Origin of the sequence: Psychrobacter sp. NPDC077938 (assembly GCF_044542635.1) — a bacterium.
Taxonomy (GTDB): Bacteria; Pseudomonadota; Gammaproteobacteria; order Pseudomonadales; family Moraxellaceae; genus Psychrobacter.
Genome location: NZ_JBITUW010000004.1, coordinates 1 through 15,746 on the forward strand (window position 1 = coordinate 1; position 15,746 = coordinate 15,746).

9 protein-coding genes are annotated in these 15,746 nt (G+C 44.3%); 8 read left to right on the top strand and 1 reads right to left on the bottom strand.

What is annotated here, in order from left to right:
• Positions 1 to 3,546: Ig-like domain-containing protein (locus tag ACIGBM_RS07970; RefSeq protein WP_397477366.1), on the top strand; the 3,546-nt coding region annotated here is incomplete at its 5' end.
• A gap of 56 nt (positions 3,547 to 3,602) precedes the next feature.
• On the opposite strand, the gene ACIGBM_RS07975 is transcribed toward ACIGBM_RS07970, so the two are convergent.
• Complete coding sequence (locus ACIGBM_RS07975) at positions 3,603 to 4,862, bottom strand: SIP domain-containing protein (RefSeq protein ID WP_397477367.1); 1,260 nt, start codon at positions 4,860 to 4,862, stop codon at positions 3,603 to 3,605.
• A 193-nt stretch (positions 4,863 to 5,055) separates the two neighbouring features.
• On the opposite strand from ACIGBM_RS07975, the gene ACIGBM_RS07980 reads away from it, so the two are divergent.
• The 7 genes from ACIGBM_RS07980 (at position 5,056) to ACIGBM_RS08010 (ending at position 15,726) form a co-directional block, all read left to right on the top strand.
• Entirely contained in the window at positions 5,056 to 5,820 is a 765-nt protein-coding gene (locus ACIGBM_RS07980) for an ABC transporter ATP-binding protein (protein WP_379544559.1), read from the top strand.
• Between the two features lie 113 nt (positions 5,821 to 5,933).
• Entirely contained in the window at positions 5,934 to 6,845 is a 912-nt protein-coding gene (locus ACIGBM_RS07985) for an ABC transporter substrate-binding protein (RefSeq protein WP_397477368.1), read from the top strand.
• Entirely contained in the window at positions 6,842 to 9,028 is a 2,187-nt protein-coding gene (fhuB, locus tag ACIGBM_RS07990) for a Fe(3+)-hydroxamate ABC transporter permease FhuB (protein WP_397477369.1), read from the top strand. The genes ACIGBM_RS07985 and fhuB overlap by 4 nt, the downstream gene beginning before the upstream one ends.
• Positions 9,029 to 9,395: 367 nt before the next feature.
• The gene (locus ACIGBM_RS07995) at positions 9,396 to 10,745 is read left to right on the top strand and encodes a diaminobutyrate--2-oxoglutarate transaminase family protein (protein WP_397477370.1); all 1,350 of its coding nucleotides are present in this window, start codon (positions 9,396 to 9,398) and stop codon (positions 10,743 to 10,745) included.
• A 129-nt stretch (positions 10,746 to 10,874) separates the two neighbouring features.
• Positions 10,875 to 12,380 carry a pyridoxal phosphate-dependent decarboxylase family protein gene (locus ACIGBM_RS08000; RefSeq protein WP_397477371.1) on the top strand — a complete coding sequence of 502 codons (1,506 nt, stop codon included), beginning with the start codon at positions 10,875 to 10,877 and terminating at the stop codon, positions 12,378 to 12,380.
• Position 12,381: 1 nt separating this feature from the next.
• The gene (locus tag ACIGBM_RS08005; RefSeq protein ID WP_397477372.1) at positions 12,382 to 14,211 is read left to right on the top strand and encodes an IucA/IucC family protein; all 1,830 of its coding nucleotides are present in this window, start codon (positions 12,382 to 12,384) and stop codon (positions 14,209 to 14,211) included.
• A 117-nt stretch (positions 14,212 to 14,328) separates the two neighbouring features.
• Complete coding sequence (locus tag ACIGBM_RS08010) at positions 14,329 to 15,726, top strand: lysine N(6)-hydroxylase/L-ornithine N(5)-oxygenase family protein (protein WP_397477373.1); 1,398 nt, start codon at positions 14,329 to 14,331, stop codon at positions 15,724 to 15,726.
• Positions 15,727 to 15,746 lie beyond the last annotated feature (20 nt).

Sequence of the window (15,746 nt, forward strand, 5' to 3'; positions counted from 1 at the left end):
GGCGAAGGCACATGGGTTGTTGACCCTGTAACAGGGGCCATCACCTTTACCCCAGTCGCAGGCTTCACCGCGGACCCAACGCCAATCAGCTACACGGTTAGCGATAGCACGGGCCTGATCTCTAATGAGGCAACCGTTATTGTGGACTATCCACCAACAGCACCAGTCACTATCGATGACAGCGAAATCGGTGTTTCTGGTCAATTGGTTAACATTGAGGTATTGAGTAATGATTTTGATTTTGATGGAGATATTCTTCCATCGACTGTCATCATCACCCAATCACCAGCGGGTGGTACTATTGCCGCTGACGGTAAATCGGTTGGCGTACCAGGTGAAGGATCTTGGAGTGTTGACTTAGTAACAGGTGATATCACCTTTACCCCAGAAGCAGGTTTTACTGGTGACCCAACGCCAATCAGCTATACGGTTAGCGATAGTACTGGTTTAACTTCTAATGAATCTACTATTACCATTGACTATCCACAAACAGCGCCAGTAGCAGTGGATGATGAAAAGTTAGACCAAGTGCTTGGCGATGCTATTACTGTTGCTGTGGTCGGTAACGATACAGATGTAGAAGGCGATCTAGACCCAACGATGGTCATCATCACCGCCTCACCAGCAGGTGGCACCATCGCCGCTGACGGCAAATCGGTTGTTGTGGCAGGCGAAGGCGAATGGAGTGTTGATGCTGCCACAGGCGACATCACCTTCACACCAGAAGCCGGCTTTACCGATAACCCAACGCCAATCAGTTACACAGTTGAAGATACAACTGGTCTATTGTCTAACGAAGCAACTGTTACTATTGACTACGACCAGTTAACTAGAATTGAAGTTGAGCCGCCAGGGCGTGTTTCTGAAGAAGGGTTAGAAGGAGGAAATCCAGATAGCAATCCAGACTCAACGCTTGATACCACTGATTCAGTAACTGATACAGATGGTAACTGGATTCGAGTAACTGATACAGACACTGACCTTTCAAATGCGGTTGTGAAATTTGTATTACCAACTGTTGATAATGGTATTACTAGTCAAGGCAATCCTGTTGTTTTCAGAATTGATTCAAGTACAGGTGATATTGTTGGTGAGTATGAATATATTGATAGCTTGGGTGCCTCTCAAACTCAGAATGTACTAACCATAAGTCTAAACGGTAATAAAGAAGCAATTACTGATGGCTATCAATTTGGATACAATGTCACGTTGGGCGCACCTGTAGATCATACTCAAGGTGATGATATTGAAGGTATTCTGTCGGTTGATTTTGGTATTGAAGTATACGAAGATTCTTCTGCTACAAATCCATTAGCCACATCTGACGAGTTGTTGGCCATCATCGAAGATGATTCTCCTGCGCCTCAGCCAGTGGTTTGGAACATTGATGTACAGCAAGAGACTATTACTATTAGTGGCTTACAAACGGGTTTTACTGAGACATTATTTACCCAACCGACCAATACAGATGGTCAAAACTATCTGGTAGCAAACAATCCTGCAGCTAGTAACCCTGGCACTACGGTACCTAGTCGTGATTATGGGGCTACAGGTACGCTGTCTGCGGAACAAGATGCGACTTATACAGCACCAGATGGAAACACTTATATAGACGCCCTGGATGAAGGTATTTATTGGGGTAGACCAGGAGATGCTGATAGCTCTCCTGCAGGATACACGACTTATGAAAATACTGCTTATCAAGGTAATGGTGAAGAGATTGAGTTTGAGACTAACCTTGATTTAGGTGATTTTTCACATATTAACTTTGGCATCTTCGGAGACGGTGGTACGTTACTTGAGACAAACTTAAACATCGACTTCATAGTTGATGTTAATGGCAACTCTGAATCAGTCAATGTGGATTATTTGTTACAGCATAATGAAACTCCTAATAATTTTACGAGTGCTACTTATGGTATAGATTCTGCTACTTACTCGGATACTTTTGTTCAAAGTGACTTTATTGTGATACCGAATGCCTCTCAAATTGTAGATATTGCTGGTCAGCAGTACATGCTTGATGTGACACTCGTCAATCAGGATGCGAGCTCTACCATTGACTCGGACAAAAACAAAGACTTCTTGAAGGTATATCAAGGCTATGATGGTATTGATAACGATGGTGATGGAAAAATTGATGAGTCTCTATATTCTGCTGTAGGAAAATTATTTTCAACTAATGCGTTTACTAATCAAACTGGGAATATTTATGATTTAAATGGTAACGGTATCTTAGGAGATAAAGGAGATGCACAGTTTGTAGCTAATCTAACAACAGGCTTCAGATACACTATTCTTGGAAACGGTGATATTGCTTATATTGACTCTAATAAGAATGGTGGATCTGACGGTATTGATTTCGATGGTGATAACATCAACGATGCTATTGATAGTAATGGTGACGGTAGGCTTGACTATATTGTCTATAGTACAACTGGTCAGCGAGCTGAAGATACTGATGGTGATGGGGTTATAGATAGAGTCGATACTAATGGCGATGGGATAGTGGATACCGATCTTGTTTTAGATGGTTCTGATTATGATCCTGCTTTAGATGATGAAAGTACCTTTGTCGTTAATAGTGAAGAAGGTCAAGAAAACATTTATGATGTCATTGGTAAGTTAACACCTTTAAACCCATTACCTGAATTGGATAATAATATCGTTGTTGAAGGTAAAGTAGCTGTTGGTGGCGATGCTGTTGATTATCTCAATTCGACTGGTACTGGTATTATTTGGTCAGGCGTATCAACCACTGATAGTGACACAACAATTGAAATTATTGATACAGATGGCGACGCGACTAACTATGAATTCCAAACTGACTATGGTGTGTTCGTTGGTTATGCTGATGGTAGTTATAAATTCAATCCAGTTAAAAATATAGCAGATATTGTTATAGCTGGTGTAGATGATATTGATGTCTTTAAATTTGAATATACAGATTCAGATGGTGATACAGCCAGCTCAACGGTTACGTTGAACTACAATGAGTATGCGACACCGCAAAGCCCCGACTCAATGGATGACATTGCCCCGCGTGGTACGGCAGATAATGACTACTTAGTAGGGACTAATCAAGCCGAAACCCTAAGTGGTGGCGCAGGAGATGATACTTTAGTTGGCCTGAGCGGCGCGGATATCTTATCAGGCAGTGATGGCAATGATATTTTGATATTTGATAGAAATGATGTCTCAATCGATGGTGGTGAAAACTCGGATGGCAGTTTAGACAATGATACATTAGTAATTAACGACATAAATGTTGTTGCTAATACTGACATGAGTGAAGTTGTTAATTTTGAAACTATTGATTTGACTAACGACACTGCTCAAACGCTCAGTATAAGTCTCAGTGATGTTGTTGACATAACTGATGGCAATAATCAGCTGTTCATCAAGGGCGATAGCGTTGATACTGTTAATGTATCTGATATGACTAAGGCAGCTACTTCTGATCAGGCAGGTTATGATTTGTACCAAGATAGTGGTAATACGGCGAGCCTATACATTCAAACCGCTATAGATGACAATATTATCTAAAAGTAATAGTTGAATCGTAAAAAAACGCTCCCAAAAGGGAGCGTTTTTTGTGCAAACTAATCGTGACGCCAGTAGACTTTTACCACAACATCAATACGACTTAGCCCAAGTCGATCTTTCAGCAATGGACGCAATGCTTTGGCAGTATTCGCTTCTAGCGCTCCCCAGACTTTATCAATCTGTAGAGGATTGTCAGTCAAATAATCGCCTAATTTACTGTCAATTAGCGTGGCTAACTCTGCTCCCGAGTTTGGTTGATTGGTTACTATAGGCAGTACGGTAAAGTGGTTATCCTCGCGGCTTTCAGTATCGCAATCAAGGCCACTGCGCATTTTTACATTATCAAAATAACTTTGATCGCCTGCATCTTGCGTCACACAAACGACTAATGGTGGTGTAGGGTTATTCCATAGCTCTAGCAGTCGTGCTGCCGTTGGCATTGATGTCTCATCGACAATCAGTACCGCTTGACCGTCTCGTAAGTGCTCTACCTTTTCTGGAAACTCTCGTTTTGTGACAACGGTCTCGCCTGCTTGTAGTGCTGTTGCCCAGTTGCCGCCCGGTGTATCCCCATGCAAAAAAACATCGACCCATGCTCGTATCTCATCATCAGCTTGCCATGCTTTTCTTAAAGTGTAATAGCAGTGAGGACGAGCAGGGCGTACGTTTTGCTTCTCGCTATCATTAGTTTTATAGTCACCAGCTTTATTGCCATCAGTGCTGTCAGTAATCAATGCGTTGGTCATTGCATTGTGTTCTAAATCAAACAAGTACGCGTAACCCGCTTCGTTGGTAGGTACTGACGTCGAGCTTTTTGCGCCTTCAACATCGCTTAATGAAGGCATGCTCAATTCAAGGCGCAGCATATTTTTGCTGATTCTATAGCTATTTTGTACCTCAAATACTTGCTTGGTCAGTTTGATTGTTTTTTTGCCTAGCTTTTTATCTGCTCTTTGTTTTAGCAAGATATATTGGGCTTGCAAGTCATCAAGCTGGGAGATAGGTGCAGCAAAAGCAATAAAGAAAGTCTGGTTATAGAGTGAACTATTTTGAGCGGCAGTTGATTGATTCTCTACGCCTTTTGGACAAGTCTGTATAGCAATACCTTCAGCATAAATATCAGTTATTTGGGCATCGACCAGATCCAATTCGGCGGTAGATAATGAAGTAAACACACTCAAAAATCCAAGCAGTTCGTCGAGGTGCTCCTCATTAATATGAGCGACCACACCTGCTATTTCAGGGTCGTTTAGGGGAGTGTATTGGCTGTTTTGGTTATCGGTGTTTTCTGTAGTAGCTAAAAGAAGATTAGTCATATAAATACTCGCAATCAACAGAGCGTTGAAATTAAAGTGAATGAGTTTATAGTTAATGATAATTGTTTTTGTTATCATTTACGAGTAAAATCAATTTTTATTGTGGTTTGATCGTCAAAAATTGGTCTATAGCTGATGACCGATGAACCATCATTTTTATGACATATTATTTTTATCAACAATGAGTGCTTATATGCTACGTGCAAACCAGCTGACTATCAGCCGTCAAGGAAATACTCTATTAGACAACGTGACTTGTGAAATTGATACCAATCAACTGGTGGCTTTGGTTGGGCATAATGGGTCTGGCAAGTCGACCTTGATCAAAGCGCTAGCGGGTGAGATGGCAAGTAGTAGCGGCAATGTCACATTAGATGAGCACAGTATCAATGACTACGGCAGTAAGGAGTTAGCGCGGCAAATGGCATATCTGCCGCAGCAATTGCCAGAAGCTGCTGGATTCACGGTGCGTGAGCTGGTCATGCTAGGGCGCTATCCTCATCAAAAATGGCTGCAAAAGCCAACTCAAATAGATAAAGACAAAGTCGCGCAAGCATTAAAAGTGACTAAAACCGAAGCGTTTGCTGATCGAATTACTGCCACGCTATCTGGTGGTGAGCGCGCTCGTGCGTGGCTCGCGATGTGTTTGGCACAGGATACCCGTTACTTATTACTCGATGAACCACTTGCTGCGCTTGATATGCATTATCAAATCGAGGTCATTCAGCTCATTCGTCGTTTGGTGGATGAGCAAGGCTTAAGCGTGGTAATTATTATCCATGATATTAATTTGGCAGCGCAATATGCCGATCGAGTCATCGCACTGAAAAATGGCCAAATATGTCACAACGGCGATATCGCCAGTACCATGCAACCTACCGTGCTACACGATATCTTTAATGTCGATATGCAGCTGCTCAGTCATCCTATTACTGGACAGCCTGTCGCAGTCGCTTAACGTCTGGTTTCTGCTCCTTCTTTCTAATTTGCCTACAAAGATACGCTTTTATGCCTCCCGTTTTTTATACAGATAAATTATCGAAATATCTACTAGTTACGCCAGTATCAGTAATGACAACATTGAAATGGTTCGCCCTCGCATTGTGTTTGGTATTGACCGCTTGTAATAGTCGGACAACCGCTACCTCAGAAGCAGAAAACAGTCATAGCGATAGGATGAATATCGTGTCTCCTGACTGGGGTAATGCAGCGACTTTGACAGCGATGGGGCATGCACCAATTGCGACAGGTGATGTCAGGGTTTGGGACAGATGGGTGGGAAGCCCCAAACTACCAACATCGATAACAGACTTGGGCATACGCTATCAGCCCAACGCTGAGCTAATCGCCCAACTGCCTGTCGATATGGTCATAGATAATTATTTCTATGAGCATGCACGCAATTTATACGGCGATGTCCCTGCAGAATCTGTGATGTCTGCGGCAAAAGGAGAGACGGCAACCTGGGCTGACTATACGGAACCGACGCGGGAGCTTGGCATGCTGATCGATAACCCGAAGATGGCTGAAGACTATATTGTACAAAGTCAGAAAGACATACAGCTGGCCAGTCAGCAATTCCAACAGCGTTATCCAAAAGCCAAGAAATTTGCAGTGGTACAGTTTACGGATGCTAATAACATGCGTATGTATGTGGCAAATAGCTTATTTCAGCCTGCGTTAGAGCAGATGAATAGAGAGCTTGTGGTATTGGGCAAGGGCAATCAGTGGGGGTTTGTGCCGATACGAATGGGAGATTTGGCGCAATTAGATGATGAGACTTGTTTATTAATTATCGACCCGCTGAGCCCAATTACTCGAGCTGAAATTGATGACAGCTTGATTTGGCAGCGTCTAGGTTATGGCAATACCCGCTGTGTGGGCGAGCTACCACCAGTATGGATTTATGGTGGGATGTCATCATTGGTTAGCCTAGCAAACAACTTGTCAGAAGTTTCATTAAAAGGCGGGGAAGTACTATGAGCGCCAATGCAGATACTAACAACAACCCTATCAATAACCACACCGACAGTTCTCATAACGACAGTGCTCATACGATGACATTAGCTTCTCAAGCAGCAACAGTTCCAAAACCCTCATCAACGTTATCATCGTCGCAATCATTGAAACAGTCATCACCACTGAATCAGCCACCGAACCAACACAAACCACAGACTTCTTTATTTGCCAATTTGTCTTGGCGACTATGGACCATGATCATCGGATTAGCGGCATTGTCGTTATGGAGTAGTTGGGCTCTGTTAGATCAACAGTGGACGCGCCCAGTCAGTGACTTGCTTATACCAAGCTCGCAATTAGATATTGCCAGTATGGCGATACAGCTGCATCTAGTGGCGACCAGCGTGGTGGCGTTGTTGGCTGGCGGGCTATTAGGCGTGGTCAGTATTTTATTACAGCAATTGGTAAAAAACCCATTAGCATCAGATACGACGCTAGGGGTGGGCGTGGGTGCACAGTTGGCCATGCTCATCGTCACGTTATTTTTGCCAAGCTTAGCTATTTATGGCGGAATTTACGTGGCCTTTGTAGGGGCTATCATTAGTATGGGTCTAGTTTTTGCCTTATCAGCACCCAGTCGATTTAATCCATTGATTTTGATATTGGCCGGTTTGGTTGTCAATATTTTGCTGGCCGCAGTAGCCAATGTACTAGTGCTATTTTTTGCTGAGCGTAGTAATGGAATGCTGTCGTGGGCGGCTGGGTTTTTGGCACAAAACAGCTGGCATACCAGTATAGCGCTAGTCATCACTGCTATTTTGATGGCGGTCGTATGTCTGCCATTATTGAAACCATTAACGCTTATGAGTCTAGATGACACCCAAGCAAAACGTCTGGGTGTGCCTATTAATGGGATTCGTGCACTTGTTGTATTGGTGGTAGCCGTTGTGACCGCTTTAGTGATTAGTGAAGTTGGTTTAATTGGTTTTATTGGTCTTGGTGCGGCAAGTTTGGTCAATGCGCTAGGTATTTCTGCTATTGGTAAGCGTTTGGCCATTGCCTTTGGGTTGGGGGCGCTGCTGTTGTTGTTGACCAGTAATGTCGCGTTACTGCTTGAGCCAATACTCGATATGCAAATTCCAGCTGGTGCCATGACAGGTATCTTGGGTGCGCCGCTGATTATTTGGCTGATTTTGCGTCAGCGCCGCGCGCGGATAGAGACAGTGACACCGATGCTTGCGGGTAAGCATACATCCATTGCCTTTTGGCGATGGGGCGTTGGTGTGCTCGCTATCATCATGCTGGCTTGTCTTTTTGTACAAGACATCAATGGGTGGGGGCTCAGTACGGACTGGGCGCTCACTCAGCAGTACCGCTTACCTCGCAGTTTGAGTGCTGCAGCGACAGGCTTGATGTTGGCAGTGGCCGGTGTGCTACTGCAAACCTTAACGCGTAACCCCATGGCCAGTCCTGAGGTGTTAGGTGTCAGTTCAGGCGCCGCACTTGGGGTTATTTTGGGGTTTTTATTACTGCCAAGTTTAGGGCTATCTGCGGGAGCAGGGACGTTGCTGGTTTCAGGACTGTCAGGGGCGATGGCCGTGTTGCTATTGATTATTTGGCTGGCACGCAGGGTCAGCTCAGGTTATTTACTGTTAGTGGGCATAGGTATTGCCGCCATGATGGATGGGGTGATGCATATGGTCAAGCTCTCAGGAGATCCGCGTCTGGAGGCGATGCTCAGCTGGCTGTCAGGGACAACTTATAGCGCCCAGCCTAGTACGGTATGGTATCTCATTGGTATTGCCGCTATCTTATTTGTACTCAGTCTACTGCTGATAAAACCCTTGCGTGTCCTTGGCTTAGGCACAGGTGTGGCGCGTAATCTAGGTGTGGCAGTTACGCCAGTGACTTTGTCGTTGTTGGTATTGGTGGCAGCGCTTAGTACGGCCAGTACGCTTGCCGTTGGACCATTGAGCTTTATTGGTTTAATGGTGCCTCACTTAGCTACCTCGCTGGGAGCTGTGAAGCTTGAACGGCAATTGCCACTAGCTGCACTTTTAGGGGCAGGGGTGATGGTGATAGCGGATTGGATTGGCCGTTATGTTATTTTCCCTTATGAACTGCCTGCTGGTACGATTGCGGCGATTATCGGTGGTGGCTACTTCTTATGGCTCATTCGTAAGGTGCCAGCCTCGGCAAGTAGGTAGTTGCTGTCTTTAGATAGCTATTAATCAACGATATAAGTGAACATAGATAGTCCAGAACTATCTGTGTTAGGTAGCTGTGTGTCATTAATTAGTCGACAGTTTGTAGTAGCCTGCATTGTTCCTAATTAATAGCTCTTGATTTGTCGTTCTTGGATTCACGCTAGCTGCTATCTTTGTTATTTTTATCAACAGAAAATTTGCAAACTGGGTTGACAGTCAGTTGTTGGTAGTAGATACTACGCCTAATTAATAATGATTATCATTTACATTATCATTCAATATAAATGAGCAATCTTTTAAGAAGTAAGCGTCACAACTTAATTTTGAATATTTATCCAAAACTACTGACAATAACAAGGCTGAAGCTATGGACACGATCTTATTAGACGAATCACGTGATAACGAATGCTACTTAAATCGTCAAGAAAAATTTGAATCGAAGGTTCGTAGTTATCCACGTAAGCTGCCCTTTGCGATTCAATCAGCCAAAGGGGCGTGGATTACCGATGTGGAAGGTAATGAGTATATCGATTGCCTATCAGGTGCTGGCACGCTGGCACTTGGGCACAATCATCCCGTAGTCATAGAAAGCATCAAAGCGCTATTAGACAGCAATCTACCGATGCATACATTGGATATCACCACACCGTTAAAAGATAAATTCAGCGAGTTCATGTATAAACTGCTTGCAACCAATAGCGATGAGTATTGCTTGCAGTTTTGTGGCCCGACGGGTGCTGATGCGGTAGAAGCCGCTATCAAACTGGCCAAACAAGTCACTGGTCGTTCAGGTGTGGTTAGCTTTAGCGGTGGCTATCATGGCATGACGCATGGCGCGCTGGCGGTGACAGGAAACTTGGCACCTAAACAAGGCATCGAAGGTCTGATGAGCTCGGTACAGTTCTTGCCTTATCCCAATATGTATCGCTGCGCGTTTGGCTTGCCTTTTGAGCAAAGCATCCACGCCCATATGCGCTATTTTGAAAACTTCCTAAAAGATGTAGAGAGTGGCGTGGTGAAACCAGCCGCGGTCATTTTGGAAGTCATACAAGGGGAAGGCGGTGTCAATCCTGCGCCAATAGAGTGGCTGAAGCATGTGCGCCGAGTGACAAAAGAGCTAGGCATCATGCTGATTATCGATGAAGTGCAAACAGGGTTTTGCCGCACAGGACGTTGGTTCGCCTATCAATATGCGGATATTGATCCCGACATGATTGTGATGTCAAAAGCAATCGGTGGTGGTCTGCCACTCGCGGTATTAGGTATCAAAAAACAATACGATGTATGGCAATCGGGCAATCATTCTGGCACGTTTAGAGGCAATCAATTGGCCATGGCGACTGGCCTTGCCACCCTCAATTACTTAAAAGACAATAACGTTGCTGATTATGTTTTAGAAATAGGTGCATGGTTCATGTCGCAGCTAAAAATACGCCAACAGCGCTATCCACAAATTGGCCAAGTCAGAGGGCGTGGTCTTATGATTGGTATAGAAATCGTCAATCCCAGCCTACCTAAGCAAAATGACGGTAGCTATCCAGCAGATAGTGATATGGCTGCCAAAATCCAACAAGCGTGTTTTAAACATGGTTTGGTGATTGAAAAGGGCGGGCGCGGTGGCACAGTACTACGATTATTGCCGCCCCTCAATATAACCAAAGATGAGCTGCAGCAAGTCTTGCAAAGGCTTGATATGGCGCTAGAAGACAATCAATAGTATTGCCAGCGCCTTAGCATGATTCACACATTTATAAAAAAACTCTGATAACGACTCTAATAACGACTCTAATAATAAGTCACTTATTTTCGATTTATACAATCGTGGAATAGGACGGGTGAGGACATTTTGCATTTATTAAACCAGCAAACCAGTGAACAATATGTCACGCATATGCAAAAAACCAGCGCTGTCATCAAACAGTGGCTAGACGACAATAACGTGTATTTGGGCGGCACGCTGCAACAAGTGCAAGCGACTAATACCTTTAGCATCCGTGAGCAAGGCCGAGACATCGACACGATACTCGCTGATATGCAAAACAAGTTTTTACCCAGTTGTGTGTCGACGGCCAATGCGAATTGCTTAGCGCACTTGCATCCACCCACACTGGTTATTGGTCAGATTGCTGAGATGATTATCGCGGCTACTAACCAAAGTATGGACTCATGGAACCAAAGCCCAGCCGCGACCTATATCGAAAAAAATCTCATTCATTGGTTATGTGAACGTTGTGGGTTCGATGACATCTCTGGTGCTCTCTTTGATGAACAGACAGGCCATAACGCTGGTGGCGTCTTTACCAGTGGTGGTACGCAAAGTAATCTGATGGGTCTACTGCTGGCACGCAATCAATTCTATAAGGCTAAGGGCGTTGATGTGCAAAAGGACGGCCTGGTGGGTCAGTCTAGCGGCAGTATTCTATGCTCAGACCAAGCGCACTTTTCTATTGAAAAAAATGCGGCGCTACTAGGTCTAGGTCAAAAATCTGTCATTAAAGTAGCGACTGATACATCAGGTGCCATGCTGATGTCTGACTTACAACATCAGATAGATAAGCTGGGTGCTGACAATGTGATGGCCATCATCGCAACTGCTGGCACCACCGACTTGGGTGCTATTGATCCTCTAATGTCTATCGGAAAAATTTGCCGTGATGCACAGATATGGCTACATGTCGATGCAGCATGGGGCGGGGCATTGCTATTGTCAAAGCGCTACCGACACTTGATTGAGGGGCTGAATCAGGCTGACTCTATCACCTTGGACTTTCACAAACATTTCTTCTTGCCGATTAGCTGTGGTGCTTTTCTCTTACGAGACAATCGAAATTTCGAGAGCATTCGCCATCATAGTGAGTATTTAAACTCGGCTGATGACGAACAGGAAAACATTCCAAACTTGGTGACCTATTCTTTACAGACCACACGCCGATTCGATGCATTAAAACTGTGGATGGCGCTGGACTTGCTAGGGACGGATGATTATGCAACCTTGATTGATAACTGTCTGGATACTGCCAAGCAGGCGGCACAGCTGATTGATGCAAATGAAAATTTTGTACTGGTACATGAGCCTATTATTAGCAGTGTTTTGTTTTACTTTACACCCAAAGATACCACGCTATCTGATGAGCAACTCGCACAGCTCAATCGCCACATTGCACAAGCATTATTGGTCAACAATATCGCCAATGTGGCTACCACCCAGTTTGAGCAGCGCCTTTGCCTTAAATTCACCATTCTAAATCCCAGTACCCAAATCAATGATATTGCAGACATCATTGAGCAGATGGCTATTGCTGGTTTTAACCAACTTAATTCTGACAACCTGAACGTTGATGGGAAGAAATAACATGATGCAGCATAAAACGCTTGATCGTCTCACACTACAAAATCTAATCAATGCTTACTGTTTTGAAACTGGGCGCGGCGATATTATTGCCGTAGAGCAGCAAGATGATATACAGAAGCAGGCCTCACAAAATAAGCCTTTATTAGTGCTAATGCTATTGCCTTCGAACACGGTAATGGTCGTACCTGTCGATAGAGTGAGCCAATTGGGTCAGCACCGTTTGGCAGGCACGCCGCTTATATTGAATAAGCAGGTCAGCATACGATCAGACTCAACATTAGACACGCAACTGGACGACCCTTTGCAAAACAGCCGATGGATAAAATCCTCTGCTATGAGCCTAGCGTCTTTGATTATTGAAGACATCGTGCATCGTTATAAAGACAAAGCGACGCTAGATGCCAATGGTGTGTTAAAGCGCTGGATTGAGAGTTATGAGGGGCTGCAGATTATTTTAGAGCATCGCAATGATGAGATTGATGACATCGTTGACTATCAGCAAGACTTTATTCAGACCGAACAAAACCTTATTTACGGTCATGCCATGCACCCTACACCCAAAGGCCGTGCTGGTTTTTATGGTGCCGAATGGGCGAAGTATGCGCCCGAGACCAGTAGCAAAACCCAGCTGCATTATTGGCTAGTGCATCCCAGCTGCATTACAGAAGAATTCGTAGATGGCGAGAGTATTACCACAGCGCTCAAATCAAAGCTACAAGCTGATATGAGTGGCTATCAGCAGCAACTTGTCGATGAGCATCCAGACTATAAGCTGTTGCCATTGCACCCTTGGCAAGCAAGGTTTTTGCAGCAGCAGCCATGGTATCAAAAGCTGCTAGAACAAGGCCAATTGTTTGACTTGGGTGAGCTCGGTTGGTATCTACATCCAACGACATCAGTACGCACACTGGCTGCCTTTGATGCGCCTTGGATGTTTAAACTGTCGTTGTCTGTGGCGATTACCAATTCGGTGCGGATTAACCTGCCCAAAGAATGCAAACGTGGTATGCATGCCTGCCGAATCTGGCGTAGCGACTATGGTACTCAGCTCAAAACCGAGTACCCTACGATTGCGGTATTGAATGATCCTGCTTGGATTGCCTTACGTGTCGACGGCAAAATCATTGATGAGACTATTTGCATCTTACGTGACAACCCTTTTACAGAGGATACGCAAGTCACCAATCTTGCCAGCTTAAGCCAAGACCATCCAACTCGTCTCACTAACCGTTTAGAGACACTGTTTAAGTCTATCCATAAACAGACAGATGAACCTTTAGAACAGGTGGCTATCCAGTGGTTTGACACTTATTTGCAAGTTGGTTTTATACCGCTTATTCATATGTACTATCAGCATGGTATTGGGTTTGAGGTACATCAGCAAAACAGTCTGATTGAGCTAACAGACGGCTATCCTACTAAATTTTGGGCCAGAGACAATCAAGGGTTTGGCTATATTGCAGAGTACGCCACGCCGCTCATTGATGCTTATCCCGAGCTTATTAGCGAAGGAGAGTGTGTCATTCCAGAAGACTTTGCCGACTCACGCTTTGCCTATTATTTAGTTGGCAACAGTATATTTGGTCTTATTACTGCTATTGCTCGTACTCAGCTTGTGAGTGAGGAAGCATTAATCATGACGTTTAAAGAATGCTTAATAGCATTAGAGCAGCAATACCCGCATCGTTCGTTATTTGACTTGTTGTTGCGTAGTCCTACATTGCCGTTCAAGGGCAATCTACTCACCAGACTCTATGCGCTCGATGAGCTAACCGCACCTGTCGAAACCCAGTCTATTTATGTCGATATCCCAAACCCTATGATGACGTAGCACGTCATATTGAGACAGCGAAGATAAGCACACGATAAAAGTTAGGATTCAACAAGAATTAGCAGCAGAATTAACGTGACTATCAAATCACTACTACCAAATCACTAAGGGGCGACCGTGTTAGATATTATTGGTATTGGCGTAGGGCCGTTTAATTTAAGTTTGGCGGCATTACTGACAAAGACCGACGTAACCGCCAAATTTTTTGAGCAAAAGGCTGAGTTTAATTGGCATAAAGGCATGATATTGCCAAACACCACACTGCAAGTGCCTTTTATGGCAGACTTGGTGACATTGATAGACCCAACCAGTCCGTATTCTTTTTTGAATTATTTGCATACTCAGCACCGATTGCTCAAGTTTTACTTTTTAGAAGAATTTAAAATTTATCGTAAAGAGTACAACCACTATTGCCAATGGGTAGCAGAGCAGCTAGATAGTCTGAATTTTGATGCGCCAGTGATAGACGTAACGTTTGACGACAGTAATGATGGATTTGTAGTGACAGTCTGTGAGCAAGGCACACAAAACACCTATCATGCTAAAAATTTAGTCATAGGAACGGGCACACAGGCCACGCTACCACCATCGTTGCAAAATGTTGCCAAACAAGCGCCTAACCGCTGTATGCACACCGCCCATTTTGCAGACAATTTTGATTTGGATAGCCTCAATAATGCTAGTAGCCTTGATCTGAATAGCACCAAGACAGACAACAAGCTGACCAAAATATTGGTATTGGGATCTGGGCAGTCCTCAGCAGAGGTATATCGAACGCTGTTTGATCAGCAGTTTGATGGCGATGATAGTGCTAATGACGACCCTAAGTTTCAGCTAGATTGGATGACTCGCTCGGCAGGGTTTTTCCCCATGGAGTATTCCCCATTAGGCTTAGAGCATTTTAGCCCGGCTTATACAGATTACTTTTATGATTTAGACTCAGCAACCAAGCCACAAGTCACTGCCAAGCAAGACCTGCTCTATAAAGGCATGGGCTTTGAGACCATACGCGATATTTACCACCGTCTTTATGAACGCAGTATTACCAATCAAGATCTGCATTCGACGTTGCTGTCTAACTGTGAAGTGGTTGAGGCAACGCTGACAACAATGCTAGAAATGCCAGATCCGACAGACACCATAAAACTGGTAGGTAGACAGCGTGAACAGAATCAAGATTTTACTGCTGAGTATGATTGTGTGATTGCTGGTACAGGCTATCGTTACGGTCTACCTGAGTGTTTAAACACGATACTGCCTAGCATCGCACATGATGAGTTTGAGCAGCCAATCATTGATCGAGACTATGCATTGAAGTATGTGCTAACGGATCAAAAAGATAATGCGACTGATGGCAAGATTTTTGTACAAAACCAAGAGGTGCATACCCATGGCGTTGGCGCACCAGACTTGGGGCTGGGTGCTTATCGTGCAGGGTGTATCGTCAATCAGTTAACAGGTGAGCAGACTTACGACACTGACGCCTTGAAAGTTTTTCAAAATTTTGGCGCGTAGTGCTTTATAAGACTCATATT